We start from the raw sequence: 21,580 nt of genomic DNA on the forward strand, positions 1-21,580 counted from the left end.
GGTGGGCGACAGGTATGGAGACGCTGGTGCAACACGTGACCCAGGGTTTCAAGGCGATGCCGCCGCGTGGTTGGTGCATGGACTGCAGTGCCGAGGATTACCAGGCCATCATCCTTTGGATGAGCGAGAGTAAACCCGGTCCATAACTCTTAACCCTTAGCCGTAGTTGGATTAGCTGATGAACAAACTGATCGTGAGTCTGCTGTTGACCGTGGGAATTTCAGGCTTCGCCCATGCTGCCGGTGATGCCGCCGCCGGCCAGGCGAAAGCTGCCGTTTGCGGAGCCTGCCATGGTCCGGACGGGAACAGCATGGCGCCAAACTTTCCAAAACTGGCCGGCCAGGGTGAACGTTACCTGACCAAGCAACTGCACGACATCAAGTCGGGCAAGCGCACCGTTCTCGAAATGACTGGCCTGCTGACCAACCTGAGCGATCAGGATCTGGCCGACATCGCCGCCTATTTCGCCAGCCAGAAAGGCAGCGTCGGCGCTGCCGATCCGAAGATCGTTGCTCGCGGTGAGGCGCTGTTCCGCGGCGGCAACCTGGCCAAAGGCCTGCCAGCCTGCACCGGTTGCCATTCGCCGAACGGTGCCGGCAACGCCGCTGCCGGCTTCCCGCATCTGGGTGGACAACACGCTCAATACATCGCCAAACAGCTGACCGATTTCCGCAAGGAAGAAGGCGGTCGCACCAACGATGGCGACACGCTGACCATGCAGACCATCGCCAAACGGTTGAGCGACGAAGACATCGCCGCCGTCTCCAGCTACATTCAGGGTCTGCACTAAGACCCGCGGATCGAGCGCTGCCGGTGAGAGACATCTCTTGCAATGTTAACGCTCGATTAATCCGTCGCAGCAAGTATAAAAAGGGTGGCTTTGGCCGCCCTTTTTTGTGGCCGCTGCCGTTACACTACAGAACTCATGCCCGCCAGGATCTGTCTGAAAACAGGTCGCGCGAGGCGACCAAAATTGTCCAGGAGTAAAGCATGCGTAATCTGATCATCAGCGCCGCTCTCGTCGCTGCCAGCCTGTTTGGCGTGACTGCCCAGGCCGCCGAAGCCCCTGCCGCCCCTTATGTTGAATTGGCCAACCCGGTTCCGGTTGCCGAGCCTGGCAAGATCGAAGTGGTCGAGCTGTTCTGGTACGGCTGCCCGCACTGCTACGCCTTCGAGCCGGTGATCAATCCATGGGTTGAAAAACTGCCTTCCGACGTCAACTTCGTACGCATCCCTGCCATGTTCGGCGGCCCATGGGACGCTCACGGTCAAATGTTCCTGACCCTGGAAGCAATGGGTGTCGAGCACAAGGTTCACAATGCCGTGTTCAACGCCATCCAGAAAGAACACAAGAAGCTGACCGACAAGAACGACATGGCTGACTTCCTCGCCACCCAAGGCGTGGACAAGGACAAGTTCCTCGCCACGTTCGACTCGTTCGCCATCAAGGGCCAGATCGTCAAGGCTCGTGAACTGGCCAAGAAGTATGAAATCACTGGCGTTCCAACCATGATCGTCAACGGCAAGTACCGCTTCGACATCGGCTCCGCCGGTGGTGCCGAGCAAGCTCTGCAACTGGCCGACCAACTGGTGGCCAAAGAGCGAGCGGCAACCAAGGCTGCTGCCAACTAAGCGCGGCAACTGCAATGCGCCGCTGGAAGTCTGAACGCATCGTTGGCCTGCATGATCCGCAGGTCAACGAACATCACCTGGCGTCTACGGGACTGCCAGCGGATCATCGCCTGCGTTTGCTCAGTTTCAATATCCAGGTCGGCATCAGCACTGAGCGCTATCGGCACTACCTGACCCGCAGTTGGCAGCATCTGCTGCCGCACACCGGGCGCTCAGGCAATCTGCAAAAGATCGGCGACCTGCTCGGCGACTTCGATCTGGTCGCCTTGCAGGAAGCCGATGGCGGCAGCCTGCGTTCAGGCTACGTCAATCAAGTCGAACACCTGGCCCATCTCGGCGCCTTCCCCTACTGGTATCAACAACTCAATCGCAACCTCGGCCGACTGGCTCAGCACAGCAATGGCGTGCTCAGTCGTCTGCGTCCGTGGGCGATCGAAGACCACCCGTTGCCCGGCCCGAAAGGTCGCGGCGCCATCCTCCTGCGTTTCGGCGAAGGCCCGGAAGCGCTGGTGGTGGTGATGATGCACCTGGCGCTTGGCGCGCGGGTGCGCAGCCTGCAACTGGGCTATATTCGCGAGCTGATCGGCGGCTATAAACACCAGGTGTTGATGGGTGACATGAACACCCATGCCAGCGATCTGCTACAACAGTCACCGTTACGCGATCTCGGCTTGCTGGCCCCGCAGGTGGAAGCGACATTCCCCAGCTGGCGCCCTCAGCGTTGCCTTGATCATATTTTGCTCAGCCCGACCCTGACCCTCGAAAAGGTCGAAGTGCTGGCCCAACCCATTTCCGATCACCTGCCGGTCGCGGTAGAGATTCGTCTGCCGGGTTCGCTCACGGCCGATGCATTGCCCGCGTTGAGTCCTGCCCCTCGCGGAACCCCTGAATGAGCGACGACGCCCAGCGCTGGAAAGAGAAATACCTCAAAAGCATCGAACAACAGGACAAGCTCGAACGTCGCTGGGCCGCCCGGCTCGACTTGCTGCGTCGCGGTCTGGTGCGCAGCACATTGGCGGCCGAAGGCACCGACCGCGTCGTTGATCAATGCATGAAAGAGATGCGCGACGTGGTGCGCACTGACGACATGGACGCTGGCCTCGCCGCCCTGTTGCCGCGCCTGGAAAAAGCCGTGCTCGATTCCGAGCAGCGCCGCGAGACCCGCATTGATCAGGTCAGCACCGCGCTGACGTCTCTGGTAACCCAGTTGCAAGCTCTACCGCTGCCGCGAGAAGTCGCCCAGCCACTGAAGAAGTTCGCCAAGCAATTGGACAGCCGTGTCGGTCAGGCGCGGGAAATGCCATTGCTGCTGAGTGAACTGAGCGGTTTGCAGGGCAAGGCGTTGAGTCAGTTGGAAACGCCACCAGAGCCCGGACGCCCGGGATTGTTGCAGCGTCTGTTTGGCAACCGTGACAGCGACGAGGTGCCTGCACCTGCACAGGCTACGCCTGAGCACATTGCGCCAGTCGAACAGCTGCATGCATCCGAACCTGTGCAAACTGCCCCTATCGCTGAACCGGCGTTAGCCACTACGGTTATCAAAGACACTGCGCCAATCACGGCAGTGGAAGCACCAGCGCCCTTAGCTCAGTCGGAAACAGACGTAGTTGCCTTCGTTCCGCCGACAGTCACTACTGAAGCGGCCTCACCGATTGAAGTGGAATCCATCGCGCCCGAGCCTGAAACCGTTACGGCTCCAGCTCCAGCTGCGATCCCACACCCAGTCGCACCTGTCGCTTTCAACCCCGACGAATTGATCCACCCCGGCGATCCCGCGCCGCTGTTCCTCGACAGTCTGCCCCTGCCCGAGCCCATCGCTCAGGCACTGGCGGCCATCGACCCGGAGCAGTCCGAGCACGACATCCTCTTTGCCCTGCCGGATTCTCCGGAGCCGTCCTACAGCTCCGTAGCCAAACACATCGAAGATACGCTGATCGGCCTGCTCGACGACCTGACGCTGCCCGAGCGCCACCGCCCACAAGCTGAAGCCATGCGTGAAAGGCTCAAACATGGCTTGAACTGGTACGAACTGATACCGATCCTCGACGATCTGGCGACGTTGATGCTGGCGATCACCGACAGCGGCCAACACGAGTTCGAAGCTTACCTGCAGCAACTCAACGAACGCCTCGAAGCGTTTCAGAGCAACCTGCAGGCCGCCAGCGAAGGCCATGCCGACAACAGCTCGGCGGCACGAGCGATGGACACGCAGATCCGTGAGCAAGTCGATGGCTTGCAGACCAGCGTTCAGGAAGCGGCGGACCTGGACGACCTCAAGCAAGTGCTGGAGAACCATCTCGAAGGCTTGCTCGGCACTATGGACCAACACCAGAAGCAGCGCGATGCCCGCGAGCAGGAAGTCGCGGCACGGCTTAAAGGCCTGTCCGAGCGCGTCGCGCATATGGAGCAGGAAGCGCAGGGCTTCCGCGAACACCTTGAAGAGCAACGCCAGAAAGCCCTGATCGACCCGCTCACCGGTCTGCCTAACCGCGCGGCGTGGAGCGAACGTCTCGAGCATGAGATCAAGCAATGGCAGCAACACGGCAACACGTTGAGCCTGGCGATGCTCGACCTCGATCATTTCAAACGGATCAATGACAACTATGGACACCTGGCGGGCGACAAGGTCCTGAAGATCATCGCCACCGTGCTGCGCAAGCGTCTGCGCGGCTCCGACTTCATCGCCCGGTTTGGCGGCGAAGAGTTCGTTCTGCTGCTGCCGGCGACTCCGCCCGCAGTCGGTGCGAAGCTGCTGGAAGCCCTGCGCGCGGCGATCGAGGCCTGCCCGTTTCACTTCAAGGGCGAGCGCGTGACCATTACCATTTCCATGGGCCTGGCTTCGTTCAGGACGGGTGAACATAGCGATCTGGTGCTTAAAAGAGCCGATCAGGCGCTGTACAGAGCCAAAAACGCAGGACGTAATCGGGTCGAGATGGGCTGAGCGAATTGTTCCATTTTGTTTAAATCCGCCCGCTGACCGTCTGCACGCAAGGCATTACGTTACACTGTTGCATTATTGTCTTGCGTGTACTGCCTTCTGCCATGAAATTTTTTACCCTCCTCGCGTCCCTGCTTGTTCTGGCCGGTTGTGCCAGCGGCCCGCGTTATGACACCAGCCATCCTTCCGCCAATCACGACAGCCGCATCCAGTTCGTGATCGTGCATTACACCTCGGCGTCGCTTGAGCGTTCGCTGCAACTGCTGACCCACGGTGAAGTGAGCAGCCATTACCTGATCGGTGACGACAAACGCGCCACCGTTTACAAGCTGATGGACGAAAACCAGCGAGCCTGGCACGCCGGCGAAAGCCAGTGGCAGGGGCGTACCTGGCTCAACTCCAGCTCGATCGGCATCGAAATCGTCAATCCGGGTTTCAAGGACACCCCAACCGGGCGCCTGTGGTTTCCCTATAGCGAAGCGCAGATTCAGGCGCTGATCGCCCTGCTCAAGGACATCAGTCAGCGCAACGGCATCAGCCCCCGTCACATCATCGGTCACAGCGACATCGCACCGCTGCGCAAACTCGATCCGGGGCCGTTGTTCCCCTGGAAGCGTCTCGCCGCCGAAGGCTTGGGTATCTGGCCGAACGAGCAAGCCGTGGACCGCCAGCAAGCCCTGTTCAACGGCGGTGAACTGCCGAGCATCAGCTGGTTCCAGGCACAACTGGCCCACCTCGGTTACGACACACCGCAAACCGGCGAACTGGATGTCGCCACGCGCCATGTGCTGGCGGCCTTCCAGATGCACTTCCGCCCTGCGCGTTTCGACGGCACGCCGGACGCGCAAACGGCGGCGCTGCTGCTAGTACTCAATCAGACAAAATAATGACGCCCGCCCGACGGTCAGGGCGAAACTGCAATCAGCAGCTATAACTCATTGGTAATTCTTCGGATATTCCATGATGGTTGCTACCCGAGCGACGCTGCGTAGCTGGTTCTATCGCCCCTGGTTTTTGGCGATGATCGCGGCTGTCCTCAGTGCCAGCCTGCTGATCGCCGGCGCAATGTTCGTGGCGATGCATCAGGTCGAGCAAAACGAAAGCCAGGCCATGAACGCACAGGGCGAACGCTTCCTCGCCCGCCTCGAACAATTGTTCGGCCAGTTGCGCGAAAGTCTCGATGATCTAGAAGCCCAGCCCCTGCGCAGTTGCGATGACGAAATGATCACCACGCTGCGGCAAGTCACCTTCAACTATCGTTTCGTCTATGAAGCCGCTTACATGGACGCCTCGCGTACTTGCTCCAACCGTCCGCGCCAGGAAGGCATGTCGGTTAACCGCGCGCCAGACATCAGAGGCCCGACCTACAGTTACTGGCTGAACACCACCACCGAACCCGATGAAAACCGCGCCGCGCTGATGCTTGGACGCGGCAACTTTCGTGTCGCCACCTCGCGCGGGCATTTGACCGACATGGTCGATCTGTCGCCCGGCAGCAGTCTGCTGGTGGTGCTTGACCATGGCACCCGGGCGATTCCGGTACTCGGCGCAGAACAGGCGTGGCCCCCGAGCGAACACTGGCCGCCGAAAAGCCGCGACGCCTTGCAAGTCACCCAGACCCGACTGATCTATCGCATGCCCACCAACAACCCGGAATATCAGCTGGTGCTGATTACGCCGCGTACCGGCATGCACATACCCGCCATCTGGTGGTGGATGATTCCGGCCTGCCTGGTGCTTGGCGCCTTCGTCGGTTTCGTCGTGTTTTTACTGGTTCGCCAGCGCCAGTCACTGGACGCTGAACTGCACGGCGCCATTCGCCGTGGCGAATTGCAGGTGCTCTATCAGCCGATCTTTGACCTCGACAGCCGCAACTGCGTCGGCGCCGAAGCGTTGCTGCGCTGGCGCCGTCCGGACGGCACGCTGACCAGCCCCGATCTGTTTATCCCCATGGCGGAAAATACCGGACAGATTCGCCAGATGACCGACTTCGTCTTGCAGCGCTTGCTGGAGCAATTGGGACCGGTGTTGCGCGCCAATCCGCAGCTGTATATCTCGGTCAACCTCGCCGCCTGTGACGTGATGGTGCCGCGTATCGGCCAGGTCATGTCGCGCCTGCTGGCCCTGCACCGGGTCGCGGCACGGCAGATTGCCTTCGAAGTCACTGAGCGCGGCTTGATTGATGTGGTGGTCGCGCGGGAAAACCTGCAAGCGCTACGCGATGTCGGTCATCAGGTACTGATCGACGACTTCGGCACCGGCTATTGCAGCCTCGCCTACCTGCAAACGCTGCCGGTGGACTGCCTGAAAATCGACAAGGCGTTCATCGATGCCCTCGGCCATGACGCCGCCAGCAGTGGCGTCGCACCGCACATCATTCACATGGCGCAGGCACTGGACCTGAAGGTGATTGCCGAGGGGATCGAGCTTGAGTCGCAAGCCGAATTGCTCAGCAGCGAAGGGGTGAAATTCGGTCAGGGCTGGCTGTTCGCCCACGCCCTGAGCGCGGTGCAGTTCATCGAGCTGATTACCCGCGGGCGGCGCCTCGCCGGTCGCCGGCTGGATGACGAGGCCTAGACCGCCAGCGCCATATAGAACTGCGTGCCCTGCCCCGGCCGCGAGTAAACCCCCATGCGCCCGCCATGCAGCTGCACGATTTCCTTGCACAGCGCCAATCCCAGCCCGGCGCCGCCCTTCTTGCGCCCGACCTGCACAAACGGTTCGAAGATCCGCCCTTGCTGGCCGTAGGCAATGCCTTCGCCGTTGTCTTCGACGCTGATGATCACCCGCTCGCCGTGACGACGCGCCTGCAAGCGGATCTGGCCGTCGCGGGCGGTATGCCGTAGGGCGTTGTCGATCAGGTTGTCGAGTACCCGATCCAGTTGCGCCTGATCCGCCTGCAAGCGCGGCAGCGGCCCCTGCACTTCGACGTTCAAGGCGATGCCTTTGGCTTCGGCCGTCTCGGCAAAGCGCAATTGTGCCTGCTCCAGCAAATCCTCGATGGAACACGGCGCCAGCGCCAGTTTCTGCAAGCCGTTCTGGTAACGGGAAAAGTTGAGCAAGTCGTTGATCAACTGCATCAGGCGTTGCATTTCTTCGTTAACGGTATCGAGCAGATCCGCTTCGCGGGAATCGGCGGCAAACTTCGCTCGCTCACGGAATAGACCGAACGCCATGTGCATGCCGGTGACTGGCGTGCGTAGCTCATGGGAGGCGCGCAGGACGAACTCGCTGCGCACCCGTTCGAAGGCACGCTGCTCAGTCACGTCGTGCAGCACCATCACCGCCCCGAGTATGTGGCCCTGCGTGTGGCTGACCGGCGTCAGGCTGTAAGTCAGCAGGCGGGATTCGCCGTCGACTTCGATGCTCAAGTCCTCCGGCGCCCGCTCAAGGGTGCCGCCACGCAGCACCAGTTGCAGCTGCGCATCCAGCTCCGGCCGTTCAAGTGCCGCGCCAAGGCCTTGACCGAGACGATCGTCATCCCAGCCCAATTGGCGCTGGGCTACCGGGTTGAGGTGTTCCAGATGCCCCTGGCGGTCGATCATCAACAAGCCGTCGTCGATGCTGTCGAGCACCGCTTGCAAGCGTTGTTGGCCAGCGAGCAACTCATCGACGTTGGTCGCCTGATGCTCGCGCAACGCTTCGGCCATCAGCCCGAACCGCTTGGTCAGCTGATTCATTTCCATCGCCGAGGAAATCGGCAGGGTCACTTCGAAATTGCCTTGGCCGATGTTGTCCGCCGCATGGGCCAGCGCCTCGATCGGCGCACCAAAACGCCGGGCAATGCCGTGGGCCGTGACAAAACCGATGATCAACACCGCCAGCCCAACCAACCCGAGCAGGCCAGCCACCAAAAGCGCCCGGTCGCGTGCGTCATGTTGCACCGCGTTGATGTTGTCGAGTGCATGCTTGTGCTCGGCAATCAGCCCGTTACGCAGCGTGTTGAAGCGTTCACGGAAGTCGGCGTTGCTGCTCAACGAAGTGGCCGGATCACGGGACAGGTCGAAAGCCTGCAGGAAGCTCAGATAATCCGCCTTGGCCTGACTGAAACCATACAGGCGACCATCGCCCTCCTGCTCCTGGGCAATGCCTTGGTCGAGGAGCTCAAAGTAGTGTTGCTTGGAGGCCTCAAACGCGACCGGGTCAGGCTTTTCCGCGAGCATGATGATCAGTTGATCACCCAGCGTCTGACGCAGCTTGAGCCCCAGATCGAGGGTGACGAAGTTGCTGCGCACCAGCGCTTCCTGGCTTCCGGCCATTTGCATCACGCTGACCAGCCCGAGCAACAGCCCCAGCAGAGCCACGGTGATCAGTGCGGAAATGCTCAGGAATAACCGGGTCCGCAACTTCATCGCCAGTTTCATCGCCGTGCACTCACAAGTTGTACTGCTTGCGCTTGCGATACAGGGTCGAGGCGTCGATGCCCAGGGTTTTTGCGGCTTGATCCAAGGTGCCGGCGGTGGCGAGGACGGCGCCGATGTGGGCTTTTTCCAGCTCATCCAGACTCAGCGCGGCGCCGACCCGTGGCGCGTTGTTGGCCGGCTGCTCGGCCATGCCGAGGTGGCTGATTTCTACCCGTTCCTGCGGACAAATGATGCTCGCCCGCTCGACCACGTTGCGCAGCTCACGGATGTTGCCAGGCCAGCGGTAGCCGAGCAGTGCCTCGCGGGCCTCGTCGCTGAAACCGCGCGCCGGGCGCGCATACTCCTTGACGAAGCGGGCGAGAAAGCGGTCGGCCAGGTTCAGGATGTCTTCGGCACGTTCACGCAGTGGCGGCAGGTGCAGGGTGATGACGTTCAGGCGATAGAGCAGGTCTTCACGGAAACGACCATCACGGACCATGTCCTCAAGATTGAGGTTGGTGGCCGCGAGGATGCGCACATCGGCGCGACGAGTGACCGGATCGCCTACCCGTTCGTATTCCTTGTCCTGAATGAAGCGCAGCAACTTGGGTTGCAACGTGAGTGGAAAATCGCCGATTTCATCGAGAAACAGCGTACCGCCATCCGCCTGATTGACTCGGCCCAAGGTACTTTCGCTGGCGCCGGTAAATGCACCGCGGCTGTGGCCGAACAATTCGCTTTCCATCAGTTCGGCAGTCAACGACGGGCAGTTGATGGTCACGCAGGATTTCTTCTCACGCTTGCTCCAGCCGTGAATCGCTCGGGCCAGCTCACCTTTACCGGTGCCGGACTCGCCGAGAATAAGAATGTTGGCGTCAGTGCTCGCCACCTGGCGCGCAGTCTCCAGTACGACTTTCATCGCCGGGCTGTGGGAATCGAGGCCGTCCTTCGGTTTGCGGATCTCGCCTTCCAGCGCTTCGAGTCGCGCCGAGAGTTGACGCACTTCCAGTTGCTTGGCCGTCGCCAGACGCAGTTGGTCAGGGCTGCATGGCTTGACCAGATAATCGGCGGCGCCGGCCTGGATCGCATCGACGGCGGTATCAACAGCCGAATGCGCGGTGACGATCACCACACGCATCCATGGCGCCTGAATGCGCATTTGTGCCAATACGTCGAGGCCGTTGTCTTCGCCCAGACGCAAATCAAGGAAGCACAGGTCGAACACCTGGCGTTGCAGCAGTGCGTCGGCCTGGGCTGCGCTGTTGGCGGTGGCCACCGTATAACCTTCGTCCTCGAGGCAATAACGGAAGGTTCGCAGGATGGCGGATTCATCATCCACCAGCAGAATGCGGCCTTGATGCTCAGTGGCAGATTCCATTTTTCCTACGCTCCATAAAGATTGGTCTTGGGTTAGTCCCGGAAAAATCGGGCAAGTTGCATGGTTGATTCTGAACGATGCCAGCCATAGGAGGGTAGCTCTCTCCTGCCTTTACGGCTAATCCACTGATTTTGTTGAGTTTTTAAACAAAAGCCGATTTGCAGGGCATTCCCTGCGTACTTTTCTGACATCCGCGCCCCGCTCTCAATTCCCTAAGAATGAATTCTCCTACGAAATAATCGTGCATTCCGCACGACCCTGGATGACTCATCGTGCAGGATGCGTCGCAGACAATTTTTGCAAGCTGTATAAGTCATTGATTTTATTGAATATTTTTTAGATAAAAAACTGGCATGCAGGCTGCAATACCTCATTCAGCCCGGGCAGATCAGCACTGCCCCAACCGAATAAGAGTGAGGAACCCAGGATGACTCGCCAACGTGCCGCCCAAGTGCGTATCTCGCCACTGCATATCCAGCAAGGCCTGTTTGGCGTACTTGCGCTGTTGATCACTTTGATCGCGTGTCAGCAATACCTGAGCTGGGAAAACAGCCAGAAGCCTGAGCCGCTGATCTCGATGCAGCACAGCACACAGAAGCACTTCAGCGCCGTCAGCAGCAGCCAGGCCGAAAGCGCTTCGATGCGCATGATGGACGTCGATCAAGCGCAACCACTGGACGAGATGCCACGCGAAGAGCGCTGGGTTTTCTGACTGATTGAACAAATTCGGGCGCGATGCGCCGGAACACGCAGCATCCCTAAATAGAGAAGTAAGGAGAATCACCATGTTGAGCTGGGCAATTACATTCTTGATCATTGCCATCATCGCTGCAGTACTGGGCTTCGGTGGTATCGCGGGCACCGCCACGGGTATCGCCAAGATTCTCTTTGTCGTGTTCCTGGTGATGTTCATCGCTTCCTTCTTCTTTGGCCGTCGCGGCCGAGGTTAACGATGAGTGCGTTAAAGACACTGGCAGCCGCCCTGCTTCTGGGCGGTAGTGCCATGGCGATGGCGGCCAATGACGGCCAGACGCGGGTCAACGAACTGTTGAGTTCCGACCCGCAATACCGGGAAACCTGGGAAGGCGTGGTGAAGAAGGAAGAACGCCTGCCGGAATGGGTGATGAACCTGTCCGGTACGCCGGACCAACAGATGAATGCCGTGACTGAAGATGGCGACAAGTATCTGGTCGGGCCGCTCTGCGAATCGCAGGACAAGTGCCTCAATCACCGCTTGATCGTCGCGTTCAGTTTCGACAAGAAAGACGCTTACGCCATGCTCGTCGATGTGCCTGAAGGATTGCCGGCCGACAAGTCGCCAACGCGACATGCCACCTACCGCTTCCTCGGCAAACCCGATCAGGGCATGCAGGATCTTTTGATGGAAACCCTGAAGAAAGATCCGAAGTGGTACTGATTCGAACATGAAGGCAGCAGCCCTGCTGCTTTCCATTGCGCCCACCTGAGGAAGGCGAGCGCATGACCAAGGGGTCGGGACGTTCTGACTGTTTCAGGGTCGGAGTGACCTACGGGCACAAGGAGTGCCTGCGATGAGGGCCGGGTCAGGGTAAAAGCTGCGCCGCAGGTTCGCCGACCCACAGCGGTTCGACGGACTTGCGCTGAGCTTTTCGCCAAGCCAAAACATTGATCCAGAGCGCTCCGCTCATCTTTTTATCGCTCACACTGCGCGCGAAAAACATTTCGCGGTGTTTCCGGGCGACCGTATATCGACAAAGAGACCGTTTAAACAGTGGGACTTCTACTCTCTCCGCGTAAGCTTTTTCCTTAATTTCCAGTCGATTTTTCTCGTTCAAAAAATAACCAACCTACGCTGTAATGGCCGGTTCACGGCACTTATGCCGGCTGAAATGTCACAATCGAACCGGTTGGGACGCCAGTTTCAATTAAAAAAGCTCATGCCGATTCGGCATAGGGTAGGCGTTTACGGCATTAGACGGCGCAACCTTGCATCGGAATAGTTGCGCCTTTTTTCGCCTGCCGAAGAGCCGTAAACACTCGCTTCGGGGCACCTTATACGGAGGCAGATGCACAGACTTTTCCGCTAAAGAGCGTTCCAGTTCCTGCATGTGCCTGAGTCAAACGCAAGTAAGGGTAAAGATAATGAAGAAGGCAAAACTCAGCCTCGCCTGGCAGATCCTCATCGGTCTGGTTCTAGGGATTGCAATTGGTGCGTTGCTCAACCATTTCAGTGCCGAGAAGGCCTGGTGGATCAGCAACGTCCTGCAACCGGCAGGCGATATCTTTATCCGTCTGATCAAGATGATCGTGATCCCGATCGTCATCTCCTCTCTCATCGTCGGCATCGCCGGCGTGGGCGACGCCAAGAAGCTCGGGCGTATCGGCCTGAAGACGATCATCTACTTCGAGATCGTCACCACCATCGCCATCGTCGTCGGCCTGCTGCTGGCCAACCTGTTCCATCCGGGAACCGGCATCGACATGAGCACGCTGGGCACAGTGGATATCTCCAAGTACCAGGCGACCGCCGCCGAAGTACAGCATGAACACGCGTTCATCGAGACCATCCTCAACCTGATCCCGTCGAACATCTGCGCGGCCAGGGCCCGCGCCGCACTGCTGCCGATCATCTTCTTCTCCGTGCTGTTCGGCCTCGGTCTGTCGAGCCTGCAGTCGGACCTGCGCGAGCCGCTGGTGAAGATGTTCCAGGGCGTTTCGGAAAGCATGTTCAAAGTCACCCACATGATCATGAACTACGCCCCTATCGGTGTATTCGCCCTGATCGCGGTGACCGTCGCCAACTTCGGCTTCGCCTCCCTGCTGCCGCTGGCCAAACTGGTGATCCTGGTTTACGTCGCCATCGCCTTCTTCGCCTTCGTGGTACTGGGCCTGATCGCCAAGCTGTTCGGCTTCTCGGTGCTCAAGCTGATGCGCATCTTCAAGGATGAGCTGGTGCTGGCCTACTCCACCGCCTCCTCGGAAACTGTGCTGCCGCGCGTGATCGAGAAGATGGAAGCCTATGGCGCGCCGAAAGCCATCTGCAGTTTCGTTGTGCCGACCGGTTACTCGTTCAACCTCGACGGTTCGACCCTGTACCAGTCCATTGCGGCGATCTTCATTGCTCAGCTGTATGGCATCGACCTGTCGATCAGCCAGCAACTGCTGCTGGTCCTGACCCTGATGGTCACCTCCAAAGGCATCGCCGGCGTACCGGGCGTGTCCTTCGTGGTGCTGCTGGCAACTCTGGGCAGCGTTGGTATTCCGCTGGAAGGCCTGGCGTTCATCGCCGGTGTCGACCGCATCATGGACATGGCCCGTACCGCGCTGAACGTGATCGGCAACGCCCTCGCCGTGCTGGTTATCGCACGCTGGGAAGGCATGTACGACGACGCCAAGGGCGAGCGCTACTGGAACTCTCTGCCGCACTGGCGCAGCAAGGAAAAACTGCCGGCTGGCGAGACTTCCAAGAACTGATTGCTGAGCATTGTGGGATTAGCTTTTCTGTGGGAGCGAGCCTGCTCGCGAAGGCGGTATGTCATTGAACATTGATGTGACTGGCAGGACGCTTTCGCGAGCAGGCTCGCTCCCACAGGGGATTTGAGCCAGACCACAAGTGACGCACACACAAACCCCGGAGAAATCCGGGGTTTGTCGTTTCTGGCGACCCCGCTATCATTCGCCGCATTCTTCGGGGGATTTGACTGATGCTTAATGGCCTGTGGCTTGGCTTCTTTATCGTGGCAGCCGTTTCTGCGCTGGTGCAGTGGCTGGTCGGCGGTAATGCCGGAATTTTTGCGGCCATGGTGGAAAGCGTTTTTGCCATGGCCAAACTCTCCGTGGAAGTCATGGTACTGCTGTTCGGCACCCTGACCCTGTGGCTGGGCTTTCTGCGGATCGCCGAGAAGGCCGGCATCGTTGAATGGCTAGCCAGGGTATTAGGTCCACTGTTTACGCGGCTGATGCCAGAAGTCCCGCCAGGGCACCCGGCTCTTGGCCTGATCACCCTGAACTTCGCCGCCAATGGCCTTGGGCTGGACAACGCCGCTACGCCGATCGGCCTCAAAGCGATGAAGTCGCTACAGGAGCTCAATCCCAACCCCACGGTCGCCAGCAACGCGCAGATCCTGTTCCTGGTGCTGAATGCCTCCTCGCTGAGCCTGCTGCCGGTAACGATCTTCATGTACCGCGCCCAGCAAGGTGCCCCGGACCCGACCTTGGTGTTCCTGCCAATCCTGCTGGCAACCAGCTGCTCGACCATTGTCGGCTTCCTGTCGGTGGCGTTCATGCAGCGGTTGCGGATCTGGGATCCGGTGGTGCTGGCTTATCTGATTCCCGGCGCGCTTATTCTTGGCGCCTTCATGGCGCTGCTGGCGACGATGTCCGCCACGGCTCTGGCTACGCTGTCGTCGATACTCGGCAACCTGACACTGTTCGGGCTGATCATGCTGTTTCTGCTGATCGGTGCTTGGCGCAAGGTGAAGGTATTTGAAGCGTTCGTCGAAGGTGCCCAAGAAGGCTTTGATGTCGCCAAGAATCTGCTGCCGTATCTGGTCGCGATGCTCTGTGCCATCGGCGTTTTGCGTGCCTCCGGAGCGCTGGACTTCAGCCTCGACGGGATTCGGCATCTGGTGGAATGGGCCGGTTGGGATACACGATTTGTGGATGCATTGCCGACGGCGATGGTCAAACCGTTCTCTGGCAGTGCTGCCCGAGCGATGCTGATCGAAACCATGAAGGTTTCTGGCGTGGACAGCTTCCCGGCGCTGGTGGCAGCGACGATCCAGGGCAGTACCGAAACAACGTTCTATGTGTTGGCCGTGTATTTCGGTGCGGTGGGGATTCAGCGGGCACGGCATGCGGTGGGTTGTGCGTTGCTGGCGGAGTTGGCCGGCGTGATTGGCGCGATTTGCATTTGCTACTGGTTCTTCGGCTAACCACAAAATCAGACTGTAGGAGTGAGCCTGCTCGCGATAGCTGGGTGACAGTCACCGATGATGGTGGCTGATAGACCGCTATCGCGAGCAGGCTCACTCCTACAGGGATTGTGGTGAATCAGGGTTTTGGAGGGGCGAGTTTCTGGCCCTGGTCGACGGCCCACGCGACGACTTTGGCAGTCAGGCGATCACTGGCCTGACCAAACCCGGCGACCACCGCCGGAACCTGCACATCGCTCAACGGCTGGCGCTCTTCAAAGCGGCGACTGGCGAGTATCCGCTGGTCATAACCGCGCACGATCAACGCGTCCAGGCGTACCACGACACTGGCCTGATTCCCCTGATACTCAGTCTGAAACGCCTGCAAATTCCCACCCAGCTCCAGATCCGCCGCAAAATTGCTGTCATCGGTACTCAGCAACGTCACCCGGCCATCACGCGCAAACCCGTCCAGCAAGCGATTGCGCAGCAGCACTGGCGCCGGATCGCTCCAGCGCGAAGCCTTGTAGCTGCTGATCACGTCGCCTTGCGGGATGACGGCGATGTTCGGCCGGTTCAACGCTTCGCTGGCCTGTAATTTGTTCAGTCGCAGCGACCAGTGTTGCGACGCTGCCGAACTGGCCGAGGCGGGCGCCTGAGTGATCGGCAGGCGATAGACATCCGCCGGTTCCGACTTGGGCAGGATCGAACACGAACTGATCAGTACAAAACCGGCTAGGAGGGCGAGGCGAGTCAGCTTCATGGCGTGAACTCCTTGTTCTTGTCACTGCCCAGCAGGTAACCGCTGGGGTTGGCCTCCAGACGTTGAGAGATGGCGCGCAGCGAGGTCAGGGTTTCGCGCAGTTCGCGAATCGCCGGAGCCAGGCCGTTGAGACCCTGCATGCCGTTGTCGAGGGAGTTCTGATTCTTGCTCAGCAAGGTATTGATCGTGGCGCTGCTCTGTTCCAGCGACTTCATCGCCTGCTCGGCGCTGCCCAGCGCTTGTTTGCCCTGATCGTTGAGCAGGCCGTTGGCGTTGCGCATCAACGCCGAGGTCTGTTCGAGCATGCTGCCGGCCTGTTTGCCGACAGCCGCCAGTTGCTGCATGGCCTGACGCAGATCGCCGCGCTGATCATTGATCGAGCCGGTGGTCTGCTCCAGATGCGCCAGGGTCTTGCTCACGCGTTCGACGTTCTCGGCGGAGAACATCTGATTGGCGTTACCCAGCAAAGAACTGATGCCGCTCATCAAGTCGTTGCTGTCATTGAGCAGCCGCGAAATAGGCGAGGGTGAAGCGACGATGATCGGCAGCTTGCCGTCGTGGCCCTTGAGCTGCGGACTGTCTGGCGTGCCGCCGCTGAGCTGGATGATCGAGGTTCCGGTGATCCCGGCCAGCGCCAGTTTGGCCAGAGTGTCTTCCTTGACCGGCGTGTCGCCGCCCAGCCGAATTCGCGCCAGCACCCGGCGTGGATCCTTGGGGTCGAGGCGCAGGCTGACCACATCGCCGACCTTGATGCCGCTGTACTGCACCGGGCTGCCTTTGGACAGGCCGCTGACCGCCTCGTTGAAGACGATTTCGTAATCCTTGAACTCGGTGTCGACGCTGGACTTGGCCAGCCACAGGCCGAAGAGCAGGGCGCCCGCCACGACAATAACCGAGAACAGGCCGATCAACACATGATGGGCTCGGGTTTCCATGTCAGACCTCGTTGAGCAATTTGGCGGCGTCCAGCGCCGAGCGGCCGCGCGGGCCGTGGAAGTATTCGTGAATCCACGCGTCATCCGTTTCCGAAACGACGTCGATGGGGCCGGCGACCAGCACTTTCTTCTGCGCCAGCACCGCCACGCGGTCGGTAATGGTGTAGAGCGTGTCGAGGTCGTGGGTCACCAGAAACACGCTGAGGCCCAGCGCATCGCGCAGGGTCAGGATCAGTTGATCGAACTGCGCCGCGCCAATCGGATCGAGGCCGGCGGTCGGTTCATCGAGAAACAGGATGTCCGGGTCCAGCGCCAGCGCCCGGGCCAACGCCGCACGCTTGATCATGCCGCCGGACAGCGAGGCCGGATACTTGTCCGCCGCCGACAGAGGCAGCCCGGCCAGCGCCAGTTTCACCGCAGCCAGATGTTCGGCGTCCTCGCGACTGAGGCCGGCGTGTTCGATGAGGGGCAGGGCGACGTTCTCGGTGACGGTCAGCGAAGAGAACAACGCGCCTTTCTGGAACAGCACGCCAAAGCGCCGTTCGACCAGCGAACGCTCATGCTCGGACAGGCTCGGCAGATTCTGCCCGAAGACTTTGACCACGCCCTCGCTGGGCCGACGCAGGCCGACGATGCTGCGCAGCAACACCGACTTGCCGCTGCCGGAGCCGCCGACCACAGCGAGAATCTCGCCTTTGTACAAATCCAGATCCAGATTCTCGTGCACGCTCTGGCTGCCAAAGCGATTGCACAGGCCACGGACTTCAATCACCGCCTCCGAGGGCGCGCGGGGTAGACGACTCACCAGCCCATCTCCATGAAGAACAGCGCAGCCACCGCGTCGAGCACGATCACCACGAAAATCGACTGCACCACCGCCGAGGTGGTGTGGGCACCGACCGATTCGGCGCTGCCGCTGACCTTGAAGCCTTCCAGACAGCCAATCGTCGCAATGAGAAACGCAAAGATCGGGGCTTTCACCAGCCCCACCAGAAAGTGCTGAATGCCGATGTCGGCTTGCAGCACCGAGAGGAACATTGCCGGCGAAATTCCCAGCGACACCGCGCAGACCACACCGCCGCCAATGATCCCGCAGAGCATCGCCAGAAACGTCAGCATCGGCAGCGCCACCAGCATCGCCAGCACCCGTGGCACCACCAGCAACTCGACGGGGTCGAGGCCCAGTGTGCGAATCGCGTCGATCTCTTCGTTGGCCTTCATCGAGCCGATCTGTGCGGTGAAGGCACTGGCAGTGCGCCCAGCCATCAGGATCGCGGTCAGCAACACGCCGAACTCACGCAAAAACGAAAATCCCACCAGGTCCACGGTGAAAATCGTCGCGCCGAAACTGGCCAGCACCGTCGCGCCGAGAAACGCCACCACGGCGCCGACCAGAAAGGTCAGCAACGCCACAATCGGTGCAGCATCGAGGCCGGTCTGTTCAATGTGGGCAATCATCGGCGTGATCCGCCAGCGCTTGGGCCGGAACAGTCCACGGGCGATGGTTTCGAGGATCAAACCGATGAAGCCCAGTACTTGCAGGGTGTCCTGCCAGACCGTATCTACGGCACGACCGATGCGCGTCAGCAGTTGCACGCTGACGCTGACTTCCGGCTCTTTGACCGGCACGCAGAAATCGGTAAGCGAGCGATACACCGTTTGCAGCAGGGCGCGGTCGGCCTGGGAAATCGTGCAATCGGGGTGTTCGGTGGATTTGCCGAGGCGCTCTGAGCCGAGCAGTTCCACCAGCAAAGAAGCGCCAGCGGTGTCGAGGGCGCCGAGACCGTTAAGGTCGATCGAGGCAGTGGTGTCGTATTGGCCGTGGAGCTTTTCGGTGAGTTGCTTGAGCTCGGCGTAATGGGCAAGCGTCCAGTCCCCGGACACCCGCAGGCGGGCAGGGCTGATCGATGTGTCCAGTTGGGCACTGCCGGTGATCGAGCTGCTGGTCATAAGCTCCGTGCTTTTTCGGCTAAATACGCTGGCATACGTAATAGCACGAACCCGATTACTTTTCTTTGATCGCTGTGCTGTCCGTCACTTCAAAACGCAGCACGCCGATCACCTGGCCGTCCTCGGTCAGCACCCGCACCTGCCATTTGCCCGCCGGGTTGCCGGGGAAATTCTGCTTGTGCGTCCACGCCCGGTAGCCTTCCTTGCGTCCGCCGTGGATGTCGAGGGCGATGCGGTCGACCTCTTTGCCGTTGAACTGCCAGACGTGATAAATCCGCTCATCGAGGCCGCGCGGCGCATTGATCGCGGTGTAGGCGTAGAGCCCGCCGTTGCGGATCTGCTCGGCGCTGACCGTATCGAGGCTGGCGCCGGGGGTACGATCCTGCAACTGCGTACTGATCGCCACATCAGTCATCCACAGCGTTGCCGGCGGCACCCACGAACGCAATACCCAACCGACGCCGCCAATGCCAATGGTGATGCTGAGAATCGCCAGCGCGTTACGCACCGTGCGGATCGGGAAAATCGACGCCAGGCTCGGGAACGACAACAACACGGCAATGCCCAGTGCCCATTTGAAACTCTGCGCGGTGGTCAGGTGCATGATCACCGGCAGCGCGGTGAGCAGGGCGGCGAACAGGGTCAGGGTGTGCAACGCGAGAAACGCCCAGCGCCGGGGCGCTAGCCATTTGTAGTAAAGCGGATCGACGATGGAGATCAGTGCGGCGACGCTGAGCAGGCCGGTGAAAATCAACTGGCCGCTGTTCCACGTAGTGGTGATGAAGAAAAATGGCAGGACGAAAAACAGGCTTTCCTGGTGGATCATCTGTGTCGCGTAACGCAGCAACGGCTGGGGGATTTCCCGTTTGAATACGCGGGTGAAAAGCCCGGTCAGGGTGTTTTCCAGCATCAGCCAGATCCAGCTGAGCAGCATGATGATGGTGATCCAGCTCGCCAGCCCCTGCTGGCGGTCGACCAGAATGAAACTGCCGACCCCGGAGATGAAACCGCCAAGCGCAATGACCCCGGGATAGCGCTTCATCAGTTCGAGAATGCGCTGGATTAGGAGCTGTATTTTCGGCATTTTGGCGGTTCACAACACTGTAGGAAAAAACCCCGAAAGGTTAACGCCGCCGGGCCCCTGTGGCGAGGGGATTTATCCCCGGTCGGCGGCGCAGCCGTCGCAAATCCTGCGCATGCGTTTTGTCTGGAGGAACGGGTTTGTCGGGGTTGGGGCCGCTGCGCAGCCCATCGGGGATAAATCCCCTCGCCACAAGGACCTCATCATCACAACAGGGGTATTCCATGTAGGAGCTGCCGAAGGCTGCGATCTTTTGATCTTCAAGCTCGTTTGCGATGCAACCGCCAGCCAATCAGCCCCAGCAACACCACACCCAATCCACCCGCCACCAGCCACAACACCTGATCATCACTGATTAACGGCTTCTCGATCCGCAGATAACCCGGTTGCAGCAGCAACTCACGCATGGCCTTGTTCGCCGTCTCCAGCGTCACGCCTTGCAGCTCCCGCGCCGGGTTGGCGAAGCGGCCATCCTCGTAATCTCCCAGCGCGCTCCAGTAGTAATCGGCCATCGCGCTGTTGCCCTGTACGGCCCAGGCCTGATGGGCAATGGCAGCTTGCTTGATCCGGGCGAAGGTGTCGGCGTCGAGGCCGTTTTTCAGCAGATCGGCCTTGAGGTCTTCCAGCACCTGGATGGCTTCGTTGACGTCATCGCGATCCAGATCGGCATTCAGGCTCATGAAGCCGACGCCGCCAAACACTTCACGCTCGGCCCACGGCCCGTAGGACAAGCCATGGTTCAGGCGGATTTGCCGGTACAGCGCCCAATCGAGATAGTCCTTGAGGATGTCGAAGGTCTCGTCGTATTGATCATCCAGCACCGGCTCCGGCACCAGCCAGTGCAGCTTGGCGCTGTCGCCGATAAAACCACGGGTGAGGGTGCGCTCATGGGCGGCACTGGTGCGGATGTCCGGCAAGGCTCGGTGTTCGCTCGGATCAACCGCTTCGAGCGCGCCCCAGGTGCGTTCCAGATAGGCCGGCAGCAGTTTGTCGAGCTCGCCGACGACGATCAGCGTCATGTTGTTCGGTGCGTACCAGGCCTTGCGCACCTTCTCCAGTTGCGCCTGGGTCAGATGGCCGACCTCGGCGCGCTGCGGGCATTTCAGGCCCAGCTCGACAGCGAGCTGGTTGCTCGCGGTGTGGCCGAGGTCCTGGCGATCGAGAAAGCGTTGCAGCCGTGTGTAATGGCCGCCGTCCTCGCGTTCGACCACGCGTTTGGCGGCGTTGATGGCGTTGTCGTCGATGCGCGTCTGCGTCAGCAGATCGAGCAACAGGTCGAGCACCTTGCGCTGGTTTTTCGCCGGGGCCTCGATAACAAACGTGGTGTCGGCGTTGCTGGTGAAGGCATTCCATTCGCCGCCGAGCGCTTGCATGCGCTCTTCGAGGCCACCTTCGCCGGTGGCATCGATGCCGCTGAACAGCAAGTGTTCAAGCAGGTGCGGTAGCTCCTTTTCATCGCAATCAAAATCGTCGAGGCCGACGCCGACCACCAGCCGGATCGCCACATGCCCGCGTTCCGTGCCGGGTTTAAGCAACAACTGCAAACCGTTGGGCAGCGCATAACCTTCGACCTGGAAACGATCCAGCGCGAAGGAGGGCAGGGAACCGAGCAACAGACAGGCGAACAACAGGCAACGCATAACAGGCTTCCATACGGCTGATTTGGAG

At 60.2% G+C, this 21,580-nt stretch carries 21 protein-coding genes; 12 read left to right on the plus strand and 9 right to left on the minus strand.

Annotated elements, in window-relative coordinates; genetic code table 11:
- The 7 genes from ACIOWE_RS21650 to ACIOWE_RS21680 form a co-directional block, all read left to right on the plus strand.
- A partial coding sequence (locus tag ACIOWE_RS21650; RefSeq protein WP_401395730.1) for a c-type cytochrome occupies positions 1–146 on the plus strand: 146 nt, incomplete at its 5' end.
- Positions 147–178: 32 nt separating this feature from the next.
- Positions 179–790, plus strand: coding sequence for a cytochrome c (locus ACIOWE_RS21655; RefSeq protein ID WP_201236142.1), 612 nt, complete (start codon positions 179–181; stop codon positions 788–790).
- A 200-nt stretch (positions 791–990) separates the two neighbouring features.
- Entirely contained in the window at positions 991–1,632 is a 642-nt protein-coding gene (locus tag ACIOWE_RS21660) for a thiol:disulfide interchange protein DsbA/DsbL (protein WP_077575197.1), read from the plus strand.
- Positions 1,633–1,646: 14 nt separating this feature from the next.
- Positions 1,647–2,525: an endonuclease/exonuclease/phosphatase family protein gene (locus ACIOWE_RS21665; RefSeq protein ID WP_401395617.1), complete on the plus strand. Its 879-nt coding sequence runs from the start codon at positions 1,647–1,649 to the stop codon at positions 2,523–2,525.
- Positions 2,522–4,573, plus strand: coding sequence for a diguanylate cyclase (locus ACIOWE_RS21670; RefSeq protein WP_401395620.1), 2,052 nt, complete (start codon positions 2,522–2,524; stop codon positions 4,571–4,573). Before ACIOWE_RS21665 ends, ACIOWE_RS21670 begins: the two co-directional genes overlap by 4 nt.
- A 101-nt stretch (positions 4,574–4,674) precedes the next feature.
- Complete coding sequence (locus ACIOWE_RS21675) at positions 4,675–5,457, plus strand: N-acetylmuramoyl-L-alanine amidase (RefSeq protein WP_401395623.1); 783 nt, start codon at positions 4,675–4,677, stop codon at positions 5,455–5,457.
- A 73-nt stretch (positions 5,458–5,530) separates the two neighbouring features.
- On the plus strand, positions 5,531–7,147 hold the full coding sequence (locus tag ACIOWE_RS21680; protein WP_401395626.1) for an EAL domain-containing protein: 1,617 nt from the start codon (positions 5,531–5,533) through the stop codon (positions 7,145–7,147).
- Here the strand turns inward: ACIOWE_RS21680 and ACIOWE_RS21685 are convergent.
- Positions 7,144–8,934 (minus strand): KinB sensor domain-containing domain, encoded by a 1,791-nt coding sequence (locus ACIOWE_RS21685; RefSeq protein ID WP_401395629.1) that lies wholly within the window; start codon positions 8,932–8,934, stop codon positions 7,144–7,146. The genes ACIOWE_RS21680 and ACIOWE_RS21685 overlap by 4 nt on opposite strands.
- 10 nt (positions 8,935–8,944) lie before the next feature.
- Positions 8,945–10,291, minus strand: a complete 1,347-nt coding sequence (gene algB, locus ACIOWE_RS21690) for a sigma-54-dependent response regulator transcription factor AlgB (RefSeq protein ID WP_401395632.1) — start codon at positions 10,289–10,291, stop codon at positions 8,945–8,947.
- Between the two features lie 427 nt (positions 10,292–10,718).
- Here algB and ACIOWE_RS21695 point away from each other — a divergent pair, with 427 nt between their 5' ends.
- The 3 genes from ACIOWE_RS21695 to ACIOWE_RS21705 all read left to right on the plus strand — a co-directional run bounded on the left by ACIOWE_RS21695 (position 10,719) and on the right by ACIOWE_RS21705 (position 11,708).
- Complete coding sequence (locus ACIOWE_RS21695; protein ID WP_201236149.1) at positions 10,719–11,003, plus strand: hypothetical protein; 285 nt, start codon at positions 10,719–10,721, stop codon at positions 11,001–11,003.
- Positions 11,004–11,076: 73 nt separating this feature from the next.
- Positions 11,077–11,241, plus strand: a complete 165-nt coding sequence (locus tag ACIOWE_RS21700) for a DUF1328 domain-containing protein (RefSeq protein WP_003177151.1) — start codon at positions 11,077–11,079, stop codon at positions 11,239–11,241.
- Positions 11,242–11,243: 2 nt separating this feature from the next.
- A complete protein-coding gene (locus ACIOWE_RS21705; RefSeq protein WP_201236150.1) occupies positions 11,244–11,708 on the plus strand; it encodes an inhibitor of vertebrate lysozyme family protein in 465 nt (154 codons plus the stop codon).
- A 145-nt stretch (positions 11,709–11,853) separates the two neighbouring features.
- On the opposite strand, the gene ACIOWE_RS21710 is transcribed toward ACIOWE_RS21705, so the two are convergent.
- On the minus strand, positions 11,854–12,105 hold the full coding sequence (locus ACIOWE_RS21710) for a hypothetical protein (RefSeq protein ID WP_401395637.1): 252 nt from the start codon (positions 12,103–12,105) through the stop codon (positions 11,854–11,856).
- 307 nt (positions 12,106–12,412) lie between these two features.
- Here ACIOWE_RS21710 and gltP point away from each other — a divergent pair, with 307 nt between their 5' ends.
- Positions 12,413–13,744 (plus strand): glutamate/aspartate:proton symporter GltP, encoded by a 1,332-nt coding sequence (gene gltP / locus ACIOWE_RS21715; protein ID WP_401395640.1) that lies wholly within the window; start codon positions 12,413–12,415, stop codon positions 13,742–13,744.
- Positions 13,745–13,974: 230 nt separating this feature from the next.
- Positions 13,975–15,204: a nucleoside recognition domain-containing protein gene (locus tag ACIOWE_RS21720; protein ID WP_401395642.1), complete on the plus strand. Its 1,230-nt coding sequence runs from the start codon at positions 13,975–13,977 to the stop codon at positions 15,202–15,204.
- Between the two features lie 118 nt (positions 15,205–15,322).
- On the opposite strand, the gene ACIOWE_RS21725 is transcribed toward ACIOWE_RS21720, so the two are convergent.
- The 6 genes from ACIOWE_RS21725 to ACIOWE_RS21750 all read right to left on the minus strand — a co-directional run bounded on the left by ACIOWE_RS21725 (position 15,323) and on the right by ACIOWE_RS21750 (position 21,552).
- Complete coding sequence (locus ACIOWE_RS21725; protein WP_401395645.1) at positions 15,323–15,946, minus strand: ABC-type transport auxiliary lipoprotein family protein; 624 nt, start codon at positions 15,944–15,946, stop codon at positions 15,323–15,325.
- On the minus strand, positions 15,943–16,881 hold the full coding sequence (locus ACIOWE_RS21730; protein ID WP_401395648.1) for an MlaD family protein: 939 nt from the start codon (positions 16,879–16,881) through the stop codon (positions 15,943–15,945). The genes ACIOWE_RS21725 and ACIOWE_RS21730 overlap by 4 nt, the downstream gene beginning before the upstream one ends.
- Position 16,882: 1 nt before the next feature.
- Entirely contained in the window at positions 16,883–17,686 is an 804-nt protein-coding gene (locus tag ACIOWE_RS21735) for an ABC transporter ATP-binding protein (RefSeq protein WP_166222142.1), read from the minus strand.
- The gene (locus ACIOWE_RS21740) at positions 17,683–18,831 is read right to left on the minus strand and encodes an ABC transporter permease (RefSeq protein ID WP_401395653.1); all 1,149 of its coding nucleotides are present in this window, start codon (positions 18,829–18,831) and stop codon (positions 17,683–17,685) included. Before ACIOWE_RS21740 ends, ACIOWE_RS21735 begins: the two co-directional genes overlap by 4 nt.
- Positions 18,832–18,886: 55 nt before the next feature.
- Complete coding sequence (locus ACIOWE_RS21745; RefSeq protein ID WP_201236157.1) at positions 18,887–19,915, minus strand: DUF5924 family protein; 1,029 nt, start codon at positions 19,913–19,915, stop codon at positions 18,887–18,889.
- Positions 19,916–20,172: 257 nt separating this feature from the next.
- Positions 20,173–21,552, minus strand: coding sequence for a M16 family metallopeptidase (locus tag ACIOWE_RS21750; protein WP_401395656.1), 1,380 nt, complete (start codon positions 21,550–21,552; stop codon positions 20,173–20,175).
- Positions 21,553–21,580 lie beyond the last annotated feature (28 nt).

The sequence above is a fragment of the Pseudomonas sp. NPDC087598 genome (genome assembly GCF_044743525.1).
Lineage (GTDB): Bacteria > Pseudomonadota > Gammaproteobacteria > Pseudomonadales > Pseudomonadaceae > Aquipseudomonas.

Bases quoted from the DNA above. Each gene is read 5' to 3' on its own strand.
- ACIOWE_RS21655 (WP_201236142.1), top strand. From the start codon at position 179: ATGAACAAACTGATCGTGAGTCTGCTGTTGACCGTGGGAATTTCAGGC.
- ACIOWE_RS21660 (WP_077575197.1), top strand. From the start codon at position 991: ATGCGTAATCTGATCATCAGCGCCGCTCTCGTCGCTGCCAGCCTGTTT.
- ACIOWE_RS21665 (WP_401395617.1), top strand. From the start codon at position 1,647: ATGCGCCGCTGGAAGTCTGAACGCATCGTTGGCCTGCATGATCCGCAG.
- ACIOWE_RS21670 (WP_401395620.1), top strand. From the start codon at position 2,522: ATGAGCGACGACGCCCAGCGCTGGAAAGAGAAATACCTCAAAAGCATC.
- ACIOWE_RS21675 (WP_401395623.1), top strand. From the start codon at position 4,675: ATGAAATTTTTTACCCTCCTCGCGTCCCTGCTTGTTCTGGCCGGTTGT.
- ACIOWE_RS21680 (WP_401395626.1), top strand. From the start codon at position 5,531: ATGATGGTTGCTACCCGAGCGACGCTGCGTAGCTGGTTCTATCGCCCC.
- ACIOWE_RS21685 (WP_401395629.1), bottom strand. From the start codon at position 8,934: ATGAAACTGGCGATGAAGTTGCGGACCCGGTTATTCCTGAGCATTTCC.
- algB (WP_401395632.1), bottom strand. From the start codon at position 10,291: ATGGAATCTGCCACTGAGCATCAAGGCCGCATTCTGCTGGTGGATGAT.
- ACIOWE_RS21695 (WP_201236149.1), top strand. From the start codon at position 10,719: ATGACTCGCCAACGTGCCGCCCAAGTGCGTATCTCGCCACTGCATATC.
- ACIOWE_RS21700 (WP_003177151.1), top strand. From the start codon at position 11,077: ATGTTGAGCTGGGCAATTACATTCTTGATCATTGCCATCATCGCTGCA.
- ACIOWE_RS21705 (WP_201236150.1), top strand. From the start codon at position 11,244: ATGAGTGCGTTAAAGACACTGGCAGCCGCCCTGCTTCTGGGCGGTAGT.
- gltP (WP_401395640.1), top strand. From the start codon at position 12,413: ATGAAGAAGGCAAAACTCAGCCTCGCCTGGCAGATCCTCATCGGTCTG.
- ACIOWE_RS21720 (WP_401395642.1), top strand. From the start codon at position 13,975: ATGCTTAATGGCCTGTGGCTTGGCTTCTTTATCGTGGCAGCCGTTTCT.
- ACIOWE_RS21725 (WP_401395645.1), bottom strand. From the start codon at position 15,946: ATGAAGCTGACTCGCCTCGCCCTCCTAGCCGGTTTTGTACTGATCAGT.
- ACIOWE_RS21730 (WP_401395648.1), bottom strand. From the start codon at position 16,881: ATGGAAACCCGAGCCCATCATGTGTTGATCGGCCTGTTCTCGGTTATT.
- ACIOWE_RS21740 (WP_401395653.1), bottom strand. From the start codon at position 18,831: ATGACCAGCAGCTCGATCACCGGCAGTGCCCAACTGGACACATCGATC.
- ACIOWE_RS21745 (WP_201236157.1), bottom strand. From the start codon at position 19,915: ATGCCGAAAATACAGCTCCTAATCCAGCGCATTCTCGAACTGATGAAG.
- ACIOWE_RS21750 (WP_401395656.1), bottom strand. From the start codon at position 21,552: ATGCGTTGCCTGTTGTTCGCCTGTCTGTTGCTCGGTTCCCTGCCCTCC.